The following is a 19,818-nucleotide window of genomic DNA, read 5'->3' as shown; positions in this document are numbered from 1 at the left end:
CGTACCTTTGATGATTAAAGACGTATGCGCCACCTGCTACTGGTATGTATTGTGCGTAAATGATAGGTATAAAAATGACAGACACAAAAAAATCGCCAAAGTGTCATAAGACAGGCGATTATTTTAGGTTTTGCTTAAACTTTAAAAAGGTAAGCTAGTATGCAAATGGTGCGCCTGGAGAGATTCGAACTCCCGACCCCTTAGTTCGTAGCCAAGTGCTCTATCCAACTGAGCTACAGGCGCGTATTTTGCATATCATTCACTACAGTGTTTAATAACAATTGCAGTAAATTAGGTTGGTCATTATATAGATAATATCGCTTGTGTCAACTGATTTATTAAGATAATTTCAAATTATTTTTTGAAGTCATCGCTAAAAAATCATTTATCGTCGATATGCTGCGTTAGCACTATTATAACAACAAAATAAATGGCGGTGAAGGAGGGATTCGAACCCTCGATACGCTTACACGTATGGTTCCTTAGCAGGGAACTGGTTTCAGCCACTCACCCACTTCACCGAACGAAGTAAGATACCTATAATACTGTTCAAAAACAGTCTTACAAATACAGTATCGATGCTAACGATACGTCTTATGTCGTGGGCGAGTATTATAACAAAGCCAAAACGAATTGCAAGCCTTGTCGGCATATTTAATCTCGCTTTTATGATAATTATTGATTTAAATGCTTTTATCGCTCATTGTGACCAACAATACTGCCCAAATCTACACATCAGATATTCCCTATCCCTAAGGCTGCAATAGGCTGGTTTGTTTGAACGAACCACCTGCCATAAGTACAATCAATGCAACACAAAACTGGCACTTTTTATGTCTGTAGAACGCTGCTTATTTAAAACAGGTTAACGCTATGCTGATACTGGCTTTTTGCTTATTGGCTGGCTATAGTATTTATCAGTTTTCTGATCACTCTTATAAATAAAAGGATATGTTATGCGACCCGTGGTACTGTGTTTTTCAGGATTGGACCCCTCAGGCGGCGCTGGACTACAAGCGGATATCGAGGCCATCGGCCAGGCCGGCGCCCATGCCGCCATCGCCTGTACCGCCATCACCATCCAAAGCTCGCAGCAGGTGTTTGGGTTTGAGGCATGCGCGGCCAGTTTGGTCAAGGATCAAGCCGTCGCCGTGCTCGAAGATCTGCCGGTCCGTGCCATCAAATCTGGCATGCTTGGCACCACTGACAATATCGCCATGCTCACAGATCTGTTTGCCAAGCAAACCATCGACGCTGACACGCCGTTTGTCTTAGACCCTGTGCTGGTCGCCAATAGCGGCGGCAGCTTGGGTGATGAGCAGACCTTGGTCACCGCCTTTCGCAAGCTGCTCCCCTACGCGACCTTAATCACACCCAATACACATGAGCTGCGTGCGCTAAGCGGCGAGCAAGACCTACATGTCGCTGCAAAAAAACTGTGTGCGCAAGGTACCCATGCCGTCTTAGTAAAAACCTCCCATGACTTCGACAGCGGCGATATCGAGCAGTATCTGTATATCAATGGTGAGATGGTACATCAGAGTATCTTGCCACGCCTAAAAGGCGAGTTTCATGGCTCTGGCTGCTCACTTGCCAGCTTTATCGCGGGCCGCTTAGCCATGGGCGATGCGCTGATTGACGCCGTTAAAGCGGCAGATAACTGGATCACTCAGACGCTACGCGCCGCTGACGTCCCGCACCCTGACGATGACGCCGCCCAATTGATACCCAATCGTTTTGTCAATTATTCACATATCCAATAAATATATAAAAAGGGCGCTCTATATCGATAGAGCGCCCTTTACTCAGGCTAATTAACAGCGCAGCGTCCTAGTGTTAGCCCAACATTTGCATAAAGCTGGCGGCCAAACCACCGATGAATATCTCGAGTAAATAAAACGCCAAAAAAGCCACCATCGGTGACAAATCAAGCATGCCTAAGTTTGGCGTGATGCGGCGAAACGGTGCCAAAATAGGTTCGGCCAGACCGATGATAATACCGATAATCGGATGCTGAGACTGGGTAAACACCACAATCCAGCTGACGATAATAGAGCCGATGACCAAGTAGCGACACATACGCAAAAAGTCTAATAATAAGCTGGTGGTACCCGTAAAAAACAACGGCACCGGCGCAATGCCTTTATGCATTAAGGCAGCTTTGCCAGAGATGTCGATCAGACGAATCAAAAACATCAGTACAATGGCGGCGATGCTGATACGGCCTTGCGCGACGGTCGGAAAAATACGCCCAAACACATCGACGATATGGGTCGCTTTATAGGCAGGGGCAATCATAGGGTTACGAGCATCCATACCAGCAAACTGCAGCATAAAACGAATAAACACCAACATCATGGCGAAAGTGGTGACCAAATCAAAGATTTGAAATAACATGTTGTTCATGAAGCGCTACTCAATGTGACGTTATTAACGGATTTTAAGAAGACGAATGTCTTTATCAGGCGTTTTTTGATTATAAATGAGATATGCCATCATGCCTGACATATCCCAAGATAGAGAAACAGTAGTCAGCGATTATTTACTCATCTCTTCGCTCAGCGCTTGGCTGCGATCGTAGCAGGCTTGCATGGCTTCAATGATTTGACGACCAATCTCGTTGGCTTGCATAGACTCGACAGCCGCTTGTGTCGTACCATTTGGCGAGGTGACCTTACGGCGCAGCTCGGCTGGTGCGTCATCACTATTCATCGCCATTTTTGCCGCGCCTAGCATGGTCTGCATGGCCAGTGCTGACGCTTGCTCTTTATCCAACCCCAGCGCGACTGCACCATCAACCATCGACTCGATAAAGTAAAACATATAAGCAGGCGCTGAGCCTGAAACAGCCGTGACCGCATGCATGTGTGCTTCATCATCGACCCACATGACTAGCCCTGATGCTTCCATCACCGCCGTTGCCAATTGCTTTTGTTCTGCAGAGATAGTGTCTGTACCATATAGACCAGTCGCGCCCATCTGAATCATCGCCGGTGTGTTTGGCATCGCGCGCACGATATTGCTATAGCCGCCGAGCATGTCTGTCAATAAAGCCGTCGACAGACCTGCGGCGACCGAAATCACCAGCTGCTGTTCTAGCGCATCGGCAAAGCCGCTCACTACCGCTTTCATCACTTGCGGCTTGACGGCCAATACCACGATGTCAGCACCGATAACAGCAGCTGTGGCATCGACGGTTGGGTCGACAGTGTTTAATCCTTTAGCAGATAGCTGCTCGCGCGCCTCGCTACTAGGGTCAGCGACTGTAATCAAGCTTGGCTCCACACCGCAGCTGACAAGCCCACTAATCAGAGCCTGCGCCATGTTGCCGCCACCGATAAAGCTGATTTTTTTATTATCTAATACTGACATACTTGTCTCCTACGCAAAAATCCAAAAGTATTCAAACTAACATACTGCTAGGGAAAATGACACTCAGTTTACCATACTGCTACTGGCATCGTTTGATAAATTCAGCGGCTTACTCGTCCGCTTGTTGCCTCATTGACTGATAGAGTTATCGCCTCTATCTGAGCGGATTTTGGCGCAGCTTTGGTATTGCTGGCTTTGTTGTCTAGCGCGATTTTTGTATCATAATCTGACTGATGATACCCTCAGTTATCTCATCAAGCGCCGCTGAGTGATTACTCTCTATGCGCATGATATCTGTGTGCAATATCCAACAATCAAAAGGCGACAGCAATAAGATAGGCACGGCAGCTGCATTTTCGATCAGATCGTCTTGCCCGTCTTTTGAATGGCTACAGTCAATGCTTACTATCACCAAGCTTTCACGCAGCCATACTGGTATGCCCAGCGTTTGGTATAGTTTTTTGCCCGCTTGTGGCCGCGGCATGGACACCGTGCGCGCGCGCTGCTGCCGCGCCAACGGTGCAAACGAGAGACGAATTGCACCCTGATGGTTGGCAAGCTTACCTCTTAACGTACCCTTGCTTAAGGTGTCTTTACTTAACATGTCCTTACTGAACGTAGCACTGCCGCTTCTGTCACCACCCAATAAAGCAGCCAAAGCATGAGGCCAAATCTTGGCTTGCCAAACGAAATGTGTGTCACTGCGTAATGTCATCAAGATAGGCTGCGGTCTGATAGCAGGTGTACTAGCTACTTCAGCTGTCAGATCAGAGATTACATGCTCCACCTTACCCAGCGGTAACGTCAGCCAATCCAGCCAGTCGCTACTTATACGATACAGCCGCTGACGATAACGGCGAATGACGTAAGACTGTAGACCCGCTTGCCAAAAAAGCGCAGTTTGGTGGTTAGAGTCCTGACGCCGGCTAAGGCCAAATACCGCATCTACCAGCTGCTTTGTGGGTGGCAACGGCTCATCTTGAGTAAGCCAATGATGCAGCAATTGGCGCTGACGGTATGGCGGCAGCGTGTTTAGCACTGCTATATCTAGTACCCGCTGGGCGGATGCGAGCTGCAAATCATTGACTGCTACCCGCTGCAGATCCGCTACTGCCTGATCATTGAGGATGGATTGCGCGTCACTTAATAGCTGGGCGCTACGAGCAATATTATCAATGACGTTTGGATTGTACGTGGCCAAAACTGGCATGATATCGCGGCGCAGACCACTACGGACGTTATCCCCTGCCTCATTGGTTGGGTCATCAATATAGGGGAGTTGTAGACGCTGCGCATAACGGCTGATCGTACTACGTTTGGCGGTCAACCATGGCCGCCACAGTGCGTTGCGCCGGCCACCTTGTGTCTGCATGCGCCACGGCTGCATCCCTGATAGCCCATTGACCCCAGCGCCTTGTATCAGCCGCATCAGTATCGTTTCAGCTTGGTCATCAGCGTGATGCGCAAGCAGCAGTACATCGTCGGTGTTGAGTACGGCGCGCATCACCTCATAGCGGGCGTGCCGTGCTGCCTGCTCGTCTTGGCCTTTGACCTGTGTGCGCAAGATTTGACAAGGCAGATTTTGCGCGGTGGCCCAACGTGCGACGTGCTGCGCCCAGACGCCGCTATCTGCTTGCAGACCATGATCGACGTGCAGTAACTGCGGCAAAAACGGCAAGCGGCCGTGATGATATAGCTGGACACACAGCGCCGCCAGCGCTAAAGAGTCTCGCCCACCACTACAGGCCAGCCAGACGCGCTGGCCATGCAGCTGCGCGCTGTATTCTGTCAGACTGCTCAGTAATACCTGCGCCAAACCTTCATCAATTGGTAGCGTCGCTATTGGCTTAATAGAAGAGGGAATAATTGCGCTACTGGTCATAATCAGCCTTGTTGATAGCAAGCAAAATATCATGAGCCTTGACATATGTACGTCGTATAGAAATTGTGCTGCTAATTATAGTAAATCCAAATACGTCAGATACATGGCGATCAAGTCGCTCAATGCAAAGTTATTTTTTAAAGTGTTTAAATCGTAGTAGGGCATGTTCTTAATTCAATCGATAGCCACCTAAATGTACTAAAAATGGCTAAATCTTATAAATCACCTATACATAAAAAAACGCGCCATACAATGACACGTTTTTATTTTAACACTTTTATTTTGCGATATGACTCATCAACAAATCAGCAAGGCAGCATCACTTCAGAGTCAAAGGATTTGAGCTTTTCATAACGCAGCGCGCAGCGGGTTTCAACATCCATCTCATTGAGCGCTTTTAATTGCTCAGTGAGCAAGGACTTTAGCGCATCCATGACAGGCTGCGGCTGGACGTGCGCGCCCTCACCTTCCTCAATGACCGCATCAATCAGACCCATTTGATGCAGGTTTACCGCATTTAGCTTTAACGCTTCACTGGCGTCTTGAGCTTTTTCGGCAGTCTTCCATAAGATAGAAGCGCAGCCTTCAGGTGAGATGACCGAGTAGATACTGTTTTGTAGCATATTGACCCTATCACCCACGCCGATGGCCAGCGCACCGCCTGAGCCGCCTTCACCGATGATGGTCACGATGATAGGAACTTGTAGACTAGAGAAGACCGCGATACTCTCCGCGATGGCTTGTGCTTGGCCGCGCTCTTCTGCGCCCACTCCTGGATACGCACCTTGGGTATCGACAAAGGTCATCACCGGAATATTAAACCGCTCGGCCATTTTTACCAAACGAATGACCTTACGGTAGCCTTCGGGGTTGGCCATACCAAAATTATGGGCGATACGCTCACGCGTACTACGGCCACGGTGCTGACCGATGACCATCACAGGCTGACCCTCAAAACGCGCCAGACCACCTACGATGGCCTTGTCATCGGCAAACGCGCGGTCGCCATGTAATTCATCAAACTCGGTAAACAGCTGATTGACATAGTCCATAAACAATGGACGCTTGGCGTGCCGTGCAAGCTGCACACTATCCCAGACAGTGCTCATAAATGCTTCCCTTTAATAATTATACTCAATAATGTTATCGGTTTTTGATAATAAAAGTACAGTTGTAAACTCAATAGAAGCTATAGTAGCACATCTTAAATGGCATGACATTATTGTCAAAGCGGCTTTTGTTACCTAGATCTGTAAACCATCTTGCTAACGATAGGGCACATGCCACCGGTAAGGCACATTGATACGTCGATGGTGTCCGTCATCTGGCATAATAACGACGCTAGCTATCAAAACCATCAGGCCTCTATCACGCTAAGCTCGATACCCCATTTGGCAAACTGCTCAATCTCGGTATGCAAATCTGGCAACAAAAACGCATAGTGCTCGCTACTATCAGCAACCGTGATCTGCCAGCAGTGATCATCGACGACAGCGAGCTGTAATGCTGGTAGCTCATGGTCGCTGCGGCTGTGATGTGCCAATACTGCCAAACGCAGGAGCAAGCACAGATAGACCAACTGGTTGCCGCCGATGGTACAGGTCTGCTCCAACATATCAGCTTTTAGCTTACGGCGGTGATTGAGCATCAGCTGTGCCATGCGCTTTTGATCGACCTGTGAAAACCCTGGAATATCTGAGTGCTCAAGCAAATAAGCGCTATGCTTATGGTAGCTACTGTGGCTGATCGCCAGCCCTATCTCGTGCAAAAACGCCGCCCGTCTGAGCAAATCGCCATCATCACTACTCAGACCCAGCGTGTCTTTGACTTGTTCAAATAAATGCCGACTGGTTTTGACCACTTGTTTGGCTTGTTTTTTGTCGCCTGAATAGCGTTTGATCAACGCCAGCACACTGCGGTCACGCACGTCTTCACTCGCAAAACGCCCTAACATATCATACATAACGCCTTCGCGCAGCGCGCCGTCAGAATAGACGATGGTTTCGATACCCAGCACTTCCATCACCGCGCGCAGGACCGCTACCCCCGCTGGAAACACCGCCTTTCGATGCTCTTTAACACCTTCTAAATCGATATCGCCAACGTTGCCGATCTTTAGCAGCAGTTTTTCAAGTTTTCTCACCCCTTTATAGGTGATGCGCTCTTGCTCATCGGCCCAGCCCTTTGACACCAAGACATTTCGCACCGCTTTGATGGTACCGCTTGAGCCGACCACACTACTCCAGCCGACTTTTTGGTAACGGCCATTGATCGCCAGTACTTCTTTACGCGCGCCTGCGATGGCATTGGTAAACGCGTCTTTGGTAATCTGCCCATCAGCAAAGTACTTTTGGGTAAAGGCCACGCAGCCCATCTGCAAGCTCTCCGTTAGTAACGGGTCAAACTCTTGGCCGATGATAAACTCCGTCGAGCCACCACCAATATCGATGACCAAACGCTTATCACTACTGGCATTGGTATGTGAAACGCCCAAATAAATCAAACGCGCCTCTTCTCGTCCTGCGATAATCTCGATAGGCTTGGGCAAAATCTTATTGGCACGGCTGATAAAGTCATTGGCGTTTTTGGCTTGGCGCAAGGCGTTGGTGGCGACCACCCGAATACGCTCAGGCGGCACCGAATCCAAACGCGCCACAAAGCGGCTAAGACACTCAAGGCCGCGCTTTTCAGCCGCCGCGCTTAGGATGTTGTGCTCATCCAGCCCCGCGGCCAGCTGCACTTTTTCTGACATAGAGACGACTTTACGCACCTCCCCATGATCTAAACGAGCGATGGCTAAGTGAAAACTATTGGAGCCGATATCAATGGCGGCCATCATTTCATCGTCGGCGATTGGCGGGTTTGTAAAATAATCAATGGGCATAAGCGAAATCGTTACCATATTAGTGGGATAAAAGGTACATACATGGGCGGCGCTGGGTCAAACGGCTGGCTCAAGTAAAGCCAAGCTGTCAAACATCTTATAATAACCAAACTATAAAAACCACATGACAAAAACGAGCCATCAACATCAATGTGAGAGGCCAACAGACAGCAGTGACACAATTTTCGCCATTAAAGCATTTATGCCAAACACTGGCAAGTATAGTCGAATCCAGATAAATCAGATACATGGCTACCAATTCGCTCAAACCAGCAGCACTGGCCGGCAGATTATCTAAAACTTGTGTTACTCATGGGGCTTTGTTACATTAAAATGAATCAAAGGCCTCACTATCCGCTTGCCCATGTCGGCTTAACTTACTGGCCGCCAGCCATCATTTTATCATTCATTAGCAAGGAAGCTAACGCCATGAATCAAACAGCCACCCTCGATGTGATCAAAGCCGCTGACCATCACTCTCATACTCAGGCAAAAAACGACGCCATCAAAACCGTCAGCCCAACCAAACAGAGCTTTTATGATTTTTATTTAGATGAGCATCAAAACATGGCCTGCCGCCGGTTGCACTTTGCGGGTAGTAGCTTTGGCTTACTGGGCCTCGCAAAGTCGGTCAAGTCGCGCTCGCCCGCCCCGCTACTCAAAGGTATCGCCGCAGGTTATGCCTGTGCCTGGGTCGGTCATTTTTTCTTTGAAAAAAATAAACCCGCGTCGTTTAAGTTTCCACTAAAAAGTTTTGCTAGTGATTTTCGTATGTATGGCGATGTCCTGCGTGGCAATTTGAGCTTAAAAGATCGTAAGTTTGATAAAGCACGATAAAGTTTAGTCGTCATATAAGTTGAATAATAAAAAAACTGGACGCTATTTTGAGCCGCCCAGTTTTTACTGATATAGATAGCGTCGTTGATGTCAGCTCATTTCTATAAGCGACATGCCACATTTTTTATCGTAAGGATTTACGTAATATTTTGCCGACCGCCGTCTTAGGCAACTCATCGATGAACTCATAGGACTGTGGACGCTTATAACCAGTTAGACGCTTGCTCGCAAAGTCTTGTAGTTCCTCTACGGTGAGATTTGTATCTTTTTTGACCACAAATGCTTTTGGTACTTCTCCGCTATGATCATCTGCCACCCCGACTACCGCGACTTCGAGCACTTTAGGGTGTTCAGTCAATGCAGCCTCTACTTCGTTAGGATATACGTTAAATCCTGATACCAGTATCATGTCCTTTTTACGGTCGACGAGCGTCAAAAACCCCTCATCATTCATAACGCCAATATCACCTGACCTAAAGTAGCCATTTGAGGTAAAAGTATCGGCATTGTCTCGCTGCCAATAACCGCGCATGACCTGAGGCCCTTTGATACAGACCTCTCCTCTTGTACCTACTGGGCATATGTTCCCATTTTCATCAATAATCTGGATATCTGTCAAAGCCAGCGGCAATCCAACGCTACCATTGAACGCTGTAACGCCAGACGGATTGAAAGAAATAACGGGCGACGTCTCAGACATACCATAGCCTTCACTAATAATCATACCCGTGACTTGCTGCCACTGATCCGAGACGGCTTTAATAATCGCTGTACCGCCACCGATAGATAGCGCTAGACGACTAAAATCAAGATTGGCAAATTTTGGATGATGCAGCATACCAATGAATAAGGTATTCACAGAAGGGATAACGTGAGGTCGATGCTGTTCAATGGTATTTACTAAACCATCGATATCACGTGGATTGGTGACCAATATATCTTCCCAGCCGCCATAAAGACAAAGCAAGCCGCAGACTGTAAACGAAAAAATATGATAAAGCGGTAAAGGATTGAGCATTTTAATCTGCTCGCTACAATTGGATTCAATCGTCTTGCCAAACATTGCATAGCACTGGCAGACATTGGCCATGACATTGTAATGAGTCAGCATGGCACCTTTTGGCTTGCCCGTCGTACCGCCTGTATATTGCAGTAGCGCCAAATCTTCATGTTCAATCGTAACGGCTTTGAACTCTTTTGCATCATAGGTTTGCATAATATGGGCAAACGTTATGTTGTGCTGAGATGACTCAAGTGATGATTCGGTCGAGGCATGTATCTGCTCATCTGTGTTCGCAGATTGTTCTGAGCCAATTTGACTGAGCAAGGCAATATCATTATCAGCAATGCTAGGATCTATAGAACATCTGACCACCCACGCTAGCTGCGCTTTGACGGTGTGCTCTAATTGCTCATAAGCCGTGCTCATGCCATCTAGTACGATTAGGCCATAGGCTTTAGCATCTGTGAGCTGATGCGCCAATTCATATTGGGTATACATAGGATTGACATTGACCAGTACCACACCGGCACGTAGGCAACCCAGCAATACCACGGCATACTGCAATATATTTGGTAGTTGTACTGCAATACGGTCGCCTTTCTCGACGCCTTGCGCTTGTAAAAAAGCCGCGAAACGTCGACTGGCTATATCTAGCTGCCCAAAAGTGAGGGTGGCCGCCCCCATACTAAAAGCTGGCAACTCACTATGTTTTTCAATCTTTGGTTGTAGTAAGTCCATCAGATTTTGCTTATCTTCCAATACATCCAAATGATTCTTTAATCCGTATTGGTCATAAGTGGCTTGCCATAGTGGTGCGGTGTGGCTAGAAGGGCTGGTACTCATTCATTTGCATCCTTGCTTGATTATTCAGGTTTGCCTCAGAATATCATAACTCATTGTCTATTTTTTGGGCGCACAGGTAAGAAATGTATAAGCATCAGTCACGCTAACCACTATAAAAACGATTTTCAGGAATACGTCATATTATTCGCAAAGTATCATAAATAATATATCCATAAAAAAACCAGCAAAAATCACAGAATGATCTTGCTGGTTTTTTAGACTGCCACTTTTTAACGAGTCAGTCGCTTATTCTTAACGAGTCAATCGCTTAAATGGCTAAACTACGCTGTCGCCATCTCAGCAAATATCTCGTCAGCGGCTTTGATTGAGGCATCGATGTCTGCATCGCTGTGCTTGATTGACATAAAGCCCGCTTCATATGCTGACGGTGCCAAATAAATACCGCGATCTAACATGCCATGGAAAAAGGTGTTAAAGGCTTCCATGTCACACTGCGTCACGTCATTGAAGTTTTGCGGTACAGTAGTGTCGCGGTCTTTGACAAAAAACATGCCAAACATACCGCCGACGTTATTGGTGCGTAGATTGATACCATGTTTGTCCGCAGCTGCCTGAAAGCCGCCGATTAGCTTATCTACTTTGGCCGATAGCTCGTCATAAAAACCTGCGACTGTTAAGTCCTCAAACATCGCAATACCTGCACGCATGGCAAGTGGGTTGCCCGATAGCGTACCCGCTTGATAAACGCCGCCTAGGGGGGCGATACAAGACATGATTTTCTCTTTTCCGCCAAATGCGCCTACGGGCAGGCCAGCGCCGATGATTTTGCCAAAACAGGTCAAATCAGGGTCGATACCGAAATGTGCCTGCGCGCCGCCAAGACCGACACGAAAACCCGTCATCACTTCATCAAAGATCAGCACGGTGTCGTTGGCAGTACACTCAGCACGCAAGGTATCGTGAAACGCTTGGGTGGGCACGACCATATTCATGTTGCCAGCGATCGGCTCCAAAATGACACAAGCAATCTCATCACCCCACTTTTCAAAACAATCTTTAATCGCTTGCGGATCGTTATAAGGAATGGTGATGGTATGCTTGGCAAAATCCGCTGGCACGCCTTTTGATGTTGGCTCGCCGATATCGAGCATTCCTGAGCCTGCTTTGACCAATAAGCTGTCTGAATGGCCATGGTAGCAGCCTTCGAACTTAACGATTTTGTCACGTCCCGTATAGCCACGCGCCAAGCGGATGGCGCTCATGGTCGCCTCCGTGCCTGAGTTGGTCATGCGAATCATCTCAACGCTTGGCACGATCTCGCAGATCTTATCGGCAACGGTGGTTTCAAATGGGGTTGGTGTACCAAAGCTCAGACCATCATCCGCTGCTTTTTTGACCGCATCGATCACCTTTGGATGAGCATGACCCAAAATCATCGGCCCCCACGAGCCAACATAATCGATATAGCCATTGTCTTCGGTATCATAGATTTTGCTACCGCTAGCACGGTGCATAAAAATCGGCGTACCACCCACTCCAGCAAAGGCACGGACAGGTGAGTTGACACCGCCTGGGATATGTTTGCGAGCTTGCGCAAATAGTTGTTCGTTTTTAGTACTCATAAATATTCTCTATTATTGTAGTAAAGGTAATAGTGACATAAGTCATCTTTAGTCTGTTGGCTTGCAGGCGTTTTATGCCTTTTTTACCACCGAGGATTTTAGCTTCATCGGCCCATAGCCATCGAGCTTACAGTCGATATCATGACCATCGCTCGCGTCTGGTAGCAAGCGAATGCTTTTGGCCTTGGTGCCTACCTTGATGATGAGTGAGGAGCCTTTAACTTTTAAGTCTTTGATGACGGTCACCGCGTCGCCATCTTGTAGCTCGTTGCCGACGGCATCGCGGATGACAGCGCCTTGAGCTTCGGCTGCTGCGGCGTCAGTTTCCGCAGATGTCCATTCATGGGCACACATGGGACATACCAGCAACGCACCATCTTCGTACGTGTATTCAGCATCACATTTTGGACAATTTGGTAAGCTCATCGTTTCCTCGGCAGCCAGCAATATTTAAGTGTATTGTAGAGCTAACATTGTACCGTAACTCGCCATCTTTAACCAATTTGTACGGTTGAAAAATGGTCGCTATACCCAACTTATACCGTAACCATTGGCGAGGCACTGTTGTTTTTTACGGCGGTACTTTTTGTGGTACTCTTCTTAATCTCATCTGGTTTTTATAGGCGCGTATTTGGTCAAAGGAGTCTGATACCAGCCCTTACTTATTATGCGCAAACCCTGCTAATCAGCGCTCAAAAAAGGATAATAACAATGACTCGATCTACCGATATATCGACTCTGCCGCAGTTTTCTCAAGTGACGCTCCAAGGCGAGGATGCCGAAAAATTCTTGCAAAGCCAGCTGACCATTGATGTCACCAAACTCGGGCTCAGCTATCAAGCTGCTGCCATTAGCAACCTAAAGGGCCGCATCGAGTTTGGCATTTGGATCAAAAAACAAGCCGAAAATCACTTTGATATTGTCATCAGCGCTGATTGTACCGACAGCTTACAAGCCCATCTTAAAAAGTACGGCGCATTTTCGAAGTTTGAGACCAGCGCTCCAGCTGCCATCTATCCTTGTGTGCTCGCTGATGAGCCGACTTTTAGTCACAAAGACGAGCATCATACGATAGAAGAGGCCAATGCATGGGCGCTGCAAAGTATCGCCACTGGCAACTACTGGATCGTCGCGGCGACACAAGGGCAGTTTCAGCCGCAAGAGCTACGCCTGCATCAGCGCGGCGGAATGGACTATGATAAAGGCTGCTACTTGGGTCAAGAGGTCATCGCCCGTATTTATTTTAAATCAGCGCCAAAGGCGTTTTTGCACTATGTCAGTGGCACAGGCGAGATGCCAGCAGCTGGCGACAAACTCGATAAAATTCAGGTGGTCAACGCCATTGCTAGCAATAATGGCTTTGAGGCGTTAGTCGTTGCCCGTCCAGAACATTTAGCCGACAGCGAGCTGACAGTGTTGGCATTGCCACCAGCACTGCAAGCAGATGTAGCCCGCCAACCATAGCACAAAAAATCTCAAGCCATAACAGCACTTTTTTTAAAAACGCAGCAGAGCAATCTATGACACATATCGCGGTACTCGGGGCAGGCGTGGTGGGTGTGACCACCGCATGGTATCTTCGCCAAGCAGGCTATGATGTGACCGTCATCGAGCGTGAATCAGCAGCAGGGATGCAAACCTCGTTTGCCAATGGCGGGCAGATATCAGTCTCGCACGCCACTCCTTGGGCCAATCCTGCAACCCCGAAAAAAGCACTAAAGTGGCTAGGTAGAGAAGACGCACCGCTGCTGTATCGCCTGCGAGCGGACAAGGCGCAGCTCAGATGGGCGCTGCAGTTTTTGCAAGAGTGCCGCGCGGACAGAGCGGATGCCAATCTGGTACAGATGGTCCGATTGGGGCTGTTTTCACGAGAAGCTTTGCAGCAGCTACGCGCGGATATCGGTATCGAGTATGAGCAGCAAACGCGCGGCATCATGCATTTTTATACCGACCAAGCAGAGTTTGAGGCAGCCATTGCTCCGACCGAGCGTATGCAAGCGCTAGGCTGTGAGCGCCATATCATCGATATTCGTACTGCGGTCAGCTTAGAGCCTGCGCTCTACCCCATCGCTCATAAGCTCACAGGCGCAACCTATACTAGCCGTGATGAGTCGGGCAACGCCCATATATTTACTCAGCGCTTGGCTGCGCGCTGCCTCAAAGCAGGCGTACAGTTTTTATATGATACTGATATCCTCGCCATCAACCTCGATACCCAAACGTCGCAGCCGCACGTGCATAGCGTCACCCTTCGGCCCAAAGACGAAAATGCCCAGACCTTTAGCGCCGATAGCTATGTGCTGGCGCTTGGTAGCCATAGCGTCGCCCTAATGAAGCCGCTTGATGTACAGCTGCCTATCTTCCCTGCCAAAGGCTACTCGGCCACTTATCAAGTTAATCCTCGCGCTCCGCATCTAGCGCCATTTGTCAGCCTAATCGATGATGAGTTTAAACTGGTGGCATCGCGCCTCGGTGACAAGCTACGGGTTGCGGGCACCGCCGAATTCAACGGCTACAATCTGGATCTAAATCCCACTCGCTGCGCGGCCATCACTCGCCGTGTGCAGCAGCTATTTCCAAAAGGCATCATTGCAAACTCTGTACAATATTGGGCAGGGCTGCGGCCGATGACCCCATCAAACGTACCGCTGATAGGCCGCGCGCACAAAGGCCATGTCCGTCACGGTAGTCACAATACAGCGGCGAGTTTTGATAATTTATGGCTAAACACAGGTCATGGCACACTTGGCTGGACCCACGCTTGTGGTTCGGCAAAAGCTATTAGTCTGTTAATACAGGGCAAAACTCCATCCGTCGATTTTGACTTTGTCGGTATGACTACTGCATAAAAGCTGCCTTTTATTACACAAAGATGCCACTCCTAACACAGGTACGTAGATTTCTATAATGGCGCAACACTCTAAACACTGCCTATACAGACAAGGCTATTGTGAGCGCCTATATTAGATATCACCAGTTGGCTCACGCTTGATTGCCAATGCAAGTTGAGTGTTGGTAACAATCAGCAGCCACTGAGTGATACGGTATAAAAAGACAGATGGAACGCATGTCTTATAACTTAATATTCTAAAGCTTAAGATATTAAAGCTTAGTCTTGAGACAAAACTTAGCTTTTAGACTTAGCTTCAATACTAAACTCGATCATAACAGAAGGAATATAATAATGAATGAACATACGCTAAAAGGTGAATGGAACCAAATGAAAGGTGCGGTTAAACAAAAATGGGCAGAGCTTACCGATGATGACCTCACTCATATCGAAGGCAGCCGCGACAAGCTAGTAGGCCGTGTACAAGAGCGCTATGGCCATAGTAAAGAAAATGCCGAGCGCGAAGTAGACGAATGGCGTCGCCACAATAATTACTAACAGTAACTACTAATTGTACTTACTGAGTTAGTCTTCTTTACTCACTCACAGTGATCAGTTCAATTACTTACTGTTGAGCACTTGCTATTAAGTAAATGATAAATAGTAGAGAATAAAAAAGACCGCATGAAAGTATGCGGTCTTTTTTTGCATCGAACGAGCAGATACAATAAAACCGCATAGCAATGAATTGTTATGCGGTTTTATTGTTAACCATCCATGTTACCTACCACGGTTGCGTCATGTGCATCCTTGCACGCTATTCAACATAATGTGATACTGGGCATCCTGCCCTTTTTCTACGACTACCAGCAATCACTGCTGTTGTCAGCACAGAAAATGTGCCTTACTTCAGTTCTCATTATCATCCTGATGCTGATCACTGAATCATTATCCTTAATGCGGTCAACTCAATCCTTGAGTCACATTCCCTAATGCCGTGTAACTATAATGCCCAATCTATAATGTGATGTTAAGTGGCGTAAGCGTCATTGCGTGTAAGCATATACTTACATAAGCACTTTTGCACTCATTTTTACCCGACTAAGCTATTGATAATTATCCCTTTTATTTTTTAAAAGTAATTGCCTGCTTGAAAAAATCACATGATGATACAAACGGATTGGCGATAAACTTCTCTGCATCCTGCACATTAGTCACCTAAAGTTGCCGATGCTTACGCAAATATTTGCAAAGTTTACAACTTATTAACAGCCAAGACACGCAGTAATGAGATTATCATCCTACTATGGTTATGTAAGCAAATATTTCAAAAAGAAGAAATATCCCCTATAGGAGAAGACATTGTGAAAATATTAAGATCTTCGTCTTTATTAGCGGTGGTCACCTCTGGTCTTGCTATCGCATTACTGAGTGTCTCTACCGTCGGTTGCACGGTCGCCGCGCCTGGATACGGTTATGACTACCCCATCTACGGCGGAGATGGCGATTATGACCGTGTTAGTTATAGGCGCGTCAGTCAGCAGCTACGCAATAACTTGCGCCGTAAAGGCTATCAAGTAATGGATATTAGAGCGGACAGTCATCGAGGCCGCCGTGCGCTCATTGCTTATGCCAAAAAGAACAACCAAGCATATGAGCTAAAATATAGCTATCCTGATCTGCGCTTGATCAGCTCAAACAAAAAATCTTGGTCCAATATTTGGGACGACGAAGATTATCATAAGAACGATAAACATAAGAATCATGGTAAATACAATAAGCACTATAAAGGTGATGATGTCGAGGATCGTATCAAACAAGAGTCACGCTACCCTGCCATCAAACAACGGGCGATCAGAAAGGTTGGCGCCATGGGTTACCGCGTCAAAGACATTGAGCTGGAAGAAAAAAATAATCGTGGAGTGTTTGAGATTGAGGCAAAACGCGGCTCCCAAGAGTACGAAATATTGCTTGGCTATCCCAACCTAAACGTCATCAAAATAGAAAAAGACTAATTTTGATGAGATAGTGCGCGTCTTATCGATTATTCTTGTTTGTACGTGCGTTATTCGCGCGACTTTTTATTAAGTTTTGGCATCGTTGTGGTCTTGATGCCTCTGGTCAAATAAGCCAGCCCTTGGTTTGTTTGGCCATTTTTTATAAACCGACTCATCACGTTTTGACCCCATAAGAGGTTTTTATGCACATCACTACTTTTGTAAAGCCCGCTGCAGTGACTGCTATGGTTGCTGCCTTGGCACTGACGACTGGCTGCGTCACCGCGCCTGGCTACAATGCCTATGGCGATCTATATGAAGACGTTTATAAAGACACCAAGCTGTATAAGAAGCACAAAAAAACGCTGAAAAATATCGATAAAGAGCTGTATCAGCCTGCAATCGAGCAGCGCGCTGCCAATAAAGTCAGCAGCATGGAGTACGGTGTCAAATATGTAAAATACAAGAAAGGCGACCACAAAATAAAGGTAAAAGCCAGACGCGGCGGCGAAGACTATAAGATCGAGCTTGATTACCCAAGCTATCAGGTGATTAAAATAAAAGAAGATTGAACTACTATTAGCCCTCCTGCTTCATCTCTTACCAGTCAAGTACTTCGATAACATCATAAGCAGGCGTCTCATAAGGGTGCGCCTGCTTTAACGCACCAATGACCTGCTCGATGTTTTCTTTTGCTACCACCATCTCGACGCGCCACTCGGTTACTTTTTCTAGCCTATCTTGCGCACCGATATGCGGATGACTACCTGTCAAAGGTTTAAACTGCCCTGTACCTTGCACTTGCCAGCAGCACGCTTCATAATTGCCAATCTTACCGCCGCCCGCGGCAAACAGCGCTGATTTTACTGACTCGAGCGCCTCATCAGGGATAAAAACGGTTAATTTATACATAGACTACCTCCTTCGAGCTTATTTAAAAAAACTACCATAGCTATAAACTTACTATTTTTTAGATAACGACGGATGGTCAGTCCATATATAGCGTAGCAGCCAGTCCTTGGCGTCGCCTGCATAGTCGATGCCGATACGCGGGCGCAATGACACTGGCGGCTGACAGCCATCGTCTTCGACCCAAACGTCAGATGCTGAGGCAATAGGCTTGCCATATAAATTACGATCAATGTGCAAGCGTTTGGTGAGCTTACCTGGGCCTGCAAACTGTTTGGGATCTGTCCGCTGCTTACGGGGACGCCATTGCTGCTCGTCTGTGAGGCAGTCACTGTCGTCGGTCACAAACCCTGCTCGTATCAGCACAGACTCGGGCGACTGGGCAGCGCCGCTGACTAAGTTGAGCATGTGATGGATGCCATAAGTCAGATAAACATAAAACACGCCACCTGGCTCATACATAATCTTGGTACGTGAAGTGCGCGTGCCAGCATGAGCGTGGCATGCTGGGTCTGCTGCTCCAATATAACCTTCGGTCTCCGAGATGCGCATACGTAGGATTTTTTCTGTGCCGTCACTATCTATCAGCCGCCTGCACAGCACCTTACCTATCAAATCAGCGGCGACCACACAGGTGGGACGCGTAAACCAAAGCGGCTCTAGTGCCTTGCTGTTTGTTTTGGGAGACCGTGTGTGAGACATGACTATCGACCTATGTGACACATTCAAAGGTATTATAAGTAGAATACCGTGCTTGTACCGTGCGTCCTTTTTACCAGTTCCGTAATTTTTTGCATAAAAAAACTGAGCACACGGCTCAGTCTTTTATAACGGTCTAAAAAAATCGCTTAGCTTAATGGGACGCCAATGCGGTTGGCCACTTCTTCGTATGCTTCGATCACATCACCCAATGACTGACGGAAACGGTCTTTATCCAGTTTTTTCTTGGTGGTTTTATCCCAAATACGGCAGCCATCGGGTGAAAACTCATCACCCAAGACGATACGGTCGTGGAATACGCCAAACTCAAGTTTAAAATCGACCAAGATCAAATCACCAGCGGCAAACAGCGCTTTTAGTACGTCATTGACCTGATAGGTCAGCTCTTGCATTTTTGCCAACTGCTCTTGGGTCGCCCAACCAAGAGACACGGCCAGTGACTCATTTACCATAGGATCACCCAGCGCATCGTCTTTATAAAACAGCTCATAAGTAGGCGGCGTCAGTGCTTGCCCTTCTTCTAAGCCCAAACGGCGCACCAAACTGCCGGCGGCAAAGTTACGCACCACGCACTCTACCGGAATCATATCCAGACGCTTGACCAACACTTCGTCTTCTGACAGCTGCTTTTCAAAGTGGGTTTCGATACCCGCGTCTGCCAGTTTTTGCATGATAAACGCATTAAAGCGGTTGTTAACGACGCCCTTGCGTGCTAATTGCTCGATACGCTTACCATCCAGCGCTGAGGTATCATCACGGAAGTGCAAAATCAGAAGATCGTTGTCTTCTGTTTCATATACAGATTTGGCCTTACCTTTGTACAGCAGTTGTTGCTTTTGCATTATGGGAGTTCCTGTTCGTTCAAGCTTATGTGGTAAAAACGCGCAGTTACCGCTTTGATTTGGCCCAATCGATCACATACAATCGGCAAGACAAAAACTCAGCGGTATAAGTAAAG

General features: G+C 47.4%; 18 protein-coding genes and 2 tRNA genes. 7 read left to right on the top strand and 13 right to left on the bottom strand.

What is annotated here, in order from left to right:
* Window positions 1–166 precede the first annotated feature (166 nt).
* A tRNA-Arg gene (locus JFC05_RS02705) sits at window positions 167–243 on the bottom strand.
* A 188-nt stretch (window positions 244–431) separates the two neighbouring features.
* Window positions 432–521, bottom strand: a tRNA-Ser gene (locus JFC05_RS02700).
* A gap of 435 nt (window positions 522–956) precedes the next feature.
* Here JFC05_RS02700 and JFC05_RS02695 point away from each other — a divergent pair.
* On the top strand, window positions 957–1,763 hold the full coding sequence (locus JFC05_RS02695; protein ID WP_198335666.1) for a hydroxymethylpyrimidine/phosphomethylpyrimidine kinase: 807 nt from the start codon (window positions 957–959) through the stop codon (window positions 1,761–1,763).
* Window positions 1,764–1,836: 73 nt separating this feature from the next.
* Here the strand turns inward: JFC05_RS02695 and JFC05_RS02690 are convergent, their stop codons facing one another.
* From JFC05_RS02690 to ppx, 5 genes are all read right to left on the bottom strand, one after another.
* The gene (locus JFC05_RS02690) at window positions 1,837–2,406 is read right to left on the bottom strand and encodes a YggT family protein (RefSeq protein ID WP_198335665.1); all 570 of its coding nucleotides are present in this window, start codon (window positions 2,404–2,406) and stop codon (window positions 1,837–1,839) included.
* Window positions 2,407–2,538: 132 nt separating this feature from the next.
* Complete coding sequence (gene proC, locus JFC05_RS02685; protein ID WP_198335664.1) at window positions 2,539–3,372, bottom strand: pyrroline-5-carboxylate reductase; 834 nt, start codon at window positions 3,370–3,372, stop codon at window positions 2,539–2,541.
* Window positions 3,373–3,574: 202 nt separating this feature from the next.
* Window positions 3,575–5,254 carry a tRNA lysidine(34) synthetase TilS gene (tilS, locus tag JFC05_RS02680; protein WP_198335663.1) on the bottom strand — a complete coding sequence of 560 codons (1,680 nt, stop codon included), beginning with the start codon at window positions 5,252–5,254 and terminating at the stop codon, window positions 3,575–3,577.
* A 305-nt stretch (window positions 5,255–5,559) separates the two neighbouring features.
* The gene (locus JFC05_RS02675) at window positions 5,560–6,363 is read right to left on the bottom strand and encodes an acetyl-CoA carboxylase carboxyltransferase subunit alpha (RefSeq protein ID WP_075102213.1); all 804 of its coding nucleotides are present in this window, start codon (window positions 6,361–6,363) and stop codon (window positions 5,560–5,562) included.
* Between the two features lie 248 nt (window positions 6,364–6,611).
* Window positions 6,612–8,138 carry an exopolyphosphatase gene (gene ppx, locus JFC05_RS02670; protein WP_198335662.1) on the bottom strand — a complete coding sequence of 509 codons (1,527 nt, stop codon included), beginning with the start codon at window positions 8,136–8,138 and terminating at the stop codon, window positions 6,612–6,614.
* A 429-nt stretch (window positions 8,139–8,567) separates the two neighbouring features.
* Here ppx and JFC05_RS02665 point away from each other — a divergent pair, with 429 nt between their 5' ends.
* Window positions 8,568–8,975, top strand: coding sequence for an Mpo1-like protein (locus tag JFC05_RS02665; RefSeq protein ID WP_198335661.1), 408 nt, complete (start codon window positions 8,568–8,570; stop codon window positions 8,973–8,975).
* A gap of 124 nt (window positions 8,976–9,099) precedes the next feature.
* Here JFC05_RS02665 and JFC05_RS02660 read toward each other — a convergent pair whose 3' ends face one another.
* From JFC05_RS02660 to JFC05_RS02650, 3 genes are all read right to left on the bottom strand, one after another.
* Complete coding sequence (locus tag JFC05_RS02660) at window positions 9,100–10,821, bottom strand: AMP-binding protein (protein ID WP_198335660.1); 1,722 nt, start codon at window positions 10,819–10,821, stop codon at window positions 9,100–9,102.
* Window positions 10,822–11,102: 281 nt separating this feature from the next.
* On the bottom strand, window positions 11,103–12,404 hold the full coding sequence (hemL, locus tag JFC05_RS02655; protein ID WP_198335659.1) for a glutamate-1-semialdehyde 2,1-aminomutase: 1,302 nt from the start codon (window positions 12,402–12,404) through the stop codon (window positions 11,103–11,105).
* Between the two features lie 72 nt (window positions 12,405–12,476).
* Window positions 12,477–12,830, bottom strand: coding sequence for a zinc ribbon domain-containing protein YjdM (locus JFC05_RS02650; RefSeq protein ID WP_192995846.1), 354 nt, complete (start codon window positions 12,828–12,830; stop codon window positions 12,477–12,479).
* Between the two features lie 285 nt (window positions 12,831–13,115).
* Between JFC05_RS02650 and ygfZ the strand changes: the two genes are divergently transcribed.
* The 5 genes from ygfZ (at window position 13,116) to JFC05_RS02625 (ending at window position 17,803) form a co-directional block, all read left to right on the top strand.
* Window positions 13,116–13,868, top strand: a complete 753-nt coding sequence (gene ygfZ, locus JFC05_RS02645) for a CAF17-like 4Fe-4S cluster assembly/insertion protein YgfZ (protein ID WP_198335658.1) — start codon at window positions 13,116–13,118, stop codon at window positions 13,866–13,868.
* Between the two features lie 56 nt (window positions 13,869–13,924).
* Complete coding sequence (locus JFC05_RS02640) at window positions 13,925–15,253, top strand: D-amino acid dehydrogenase (RefSeq protein WP_198335657.1); 1,329 nt, start codon at window positions 13,925–13,927, stop codon at window positions 15,251–15,253.
* Between the two features lie 335 nt (window positions 15,254–15,588).
* Window positions 15,589–15,792 carry a CsbD family protein gene (locus JFC05_RS02635; RefSeq protein ID WP_100748743.1) on the top strand — a complete coding sequence of 68 codons (204 nt, stop codon included), beginning with the start codon at window positions 15,589–15,591 and terminating at the stop codon, window positions 15,790–15,792.
* Window positions 15,793–16,598: 806 nt separating this feature from the next.
* On the top strand, window positions 16,599–17,249 hold the full coding sequence (locus JFC05_RS02630) for a hypothetical protein (RefSeq protein WP_198335656.1): 651 nt from the start codon (window positions 16,599–16,601) through the stop codon (window positions 17,247–17,249).
* Window positions 17,250–17,434: 185 nt separating this feature from the next.
* Window positions 17,435–17,803, top strand: coding sequence for a hypothetical protein (locus JFC05_RS02625; RefSeq protein ID WP_198335655.1), 369 nt, complete (start codon window positions 17,435–17,437; stop codon window positions 17,801–17,803).
* 28 nt (window positions 17,804–17,831) lie between these two features.
* Here JFC05_RS02625 and JFC05_RS02620 read toward each other — a convergent pair whose 3' ends face one another.
* From JFC05_RS02620 to purC, 3 genes are all read right to left on the bottom strand, one after another.
* Entirely contained in the window at window positions 17,832–18,143 is a 312-nt protein-coding gene (locus JFC05_RS02620) for a YqfO family protein (protein WP_198335654.1), read from the bottom strand.
* 51 nt (window positions 18,144–18,194) lie between these two features.
* Window positions 18,195–18,842 (bottom strand): DNA-3-methyladenine glycosylase, encoded by a 648-nt coding sequence (locus tag JFC05_RS02615; protein WP_198335653.1) that lies wholly within the window; start codon window positions 18,840–18,842, stop codon window positions 18,195–18,197.
* Between the two features lie 146 nt (window positions 18,843–18,988).
* On the bottom strand, window positions 18,989–19,702 hold the full coding sequence (gene purC / locus JFC05_RS02610; RefSeq protein ID WP_192995856.1) for a phosphoribosylaminoimidazolesuccinocarboxamide synthase: 714 nt from the start codon (window positions 19,700–19,702) through the stop codon (window positions 18,989–18,991).
* Window positions 19,703–19,818 lie beyond the last annotated feature (116 nt).

This window comes from Psychrobacter celer (assembly GCF_016107555.1).
Taxonomy (GTDB): Bacteria; Pseudomonadota; Gammaproteobacteria; order Pseudomonadales; family Moraxellaceae; genus Psychrobacter; species Psychrobacter celer.
Note: the sequence above shows the minus strand (reverse complement) of the source record. Positions and strands in the feature narration are given on the sequence as shown.

What these genes read in the sequence shown, in the direction of transcription:
- JFC05_RS02650 (WP_192995846.1), bottom strand. Translation starts at nt 12,830, where the DNA reads ATGAGCTTACCAAATTGTCCAAAATGTGATGCTGAATACACGTACGAA.
- tilS (WP_198335663.1), bottom strand. Translation starts at nt 5,254, where the DNA reads ATGACCAGTAGCGCAATTATTCCCTCTTCTATTAAGCCAATAGCGACG.
- JFC05_RS02615 (WP_198335653.1), bottom strand. Translation starts at nt 18,842, where the DNA reads ATGTCTCACACACGGTCTCCCAAAACAAACAGCAAGGCACTAGAGCCG.
- ygfZ (WP_198335658.1), top strand. Translation starts at nt 13,116, where the DNA reads ATGACTCGATCTACCGATATATCGACTCTGCCGCAGTTTTCTCAAGTG.
- JFC05_RS02690 (WP_198335665.1), bottom strand. Translation starts at nt 2,406, where the DNA reads ATGAACAACATGTTATTTCAAATCTTTGATTTGGTCACCACTTTCGCC.
- JFC05_RS02640 (WP_198335657.1), top strand. Translation starts at nt 13,925, where the DNA reads ATGACACATATCGCGGTACTCGGGGCAGGCGTGGTGGGTGTGACCACC.
- JFC05_RS02665 (WP_198335661.1), top strand. Translation starts at nt 8,568, where the DNA reads ATGAATCAAACAGCCACCCTCGATGTGATCAAAGCCGCTGACCATCAC.
- JFC05_RS02620 (WP_198335654.1), bottom strand. Translation starts at nt 18,143, where the DNA reads ATGTATAAATTAACCGTTTTTATCCCTGATGAGGCGCTCGAGTCAGTA.
- JFC05_RS02660 (WP_198335660.1), bottom strand. Translation starts at nt 10,821, where the DNA reads ATGAGTACCAGCCCTTCTAGCCACACCGCACCACTATGGCAAGCCACT.
- JFC05_RS02695 (WP_198335666.1), top strand. Translation starts at nt 957, where the DNA reads ATGCGACCCGTGGTACTGTGTTTTTCAGGATTGGACCCCTCAGGCGGC.
- hemL (WP_198335659.1), bottom strand. Translation starts at nt 12,404, where the DNA reads ATGAGTACTAAAAACGAACAACTATTTGCGCAAGCTCGCAAACATATC.
- JFC05_RS02675 (WP_075102213.1), bottom strand. Translation starts at nt 6,363, where the DNA reads ATGAGCACTGTCTGGGATAGTGTGCAGCTTGCACGGCACGCCAAGCGT.
- purC (WP_192995856.1), bottom strand. Translation starts at nt 19,702, where the DNA reads ATGCAAAAGCAACAACTGCTGTACAAAGGTAAGGCCAAATCTGTATAT.
- ppx (WP_198335662.1), bottom strand. Translation starts at nt 8,138, where the DNA reads ATGCCCATTGATTATTTTACAAACCCGCCAATCGCCGACGATGAAATG.
- proC (WP_198335664.1), bottom strand. Translation starts at nt 3,372, where the DNA reads ATGTCAGTATTAGATAATAAAAAAATCAGCTTTATCGGTGGCGGCAAC.
- JFC05_RS02635 (WP_100748743.1), top strand. Translation starts at nt 15,589, where the DNA reads ATGAATGAACATACGCTAAAAGGTGAATGGAACCAAATGAAAGGTGCG.
- JFC05_RS02625 (WP_198335655.1), top strand. Translation starts at nt 17,435, where the DNA reads ATGCACATCACTACTTTTGTAAAGCCCGCTGCAGTGACTGCTATGGTT.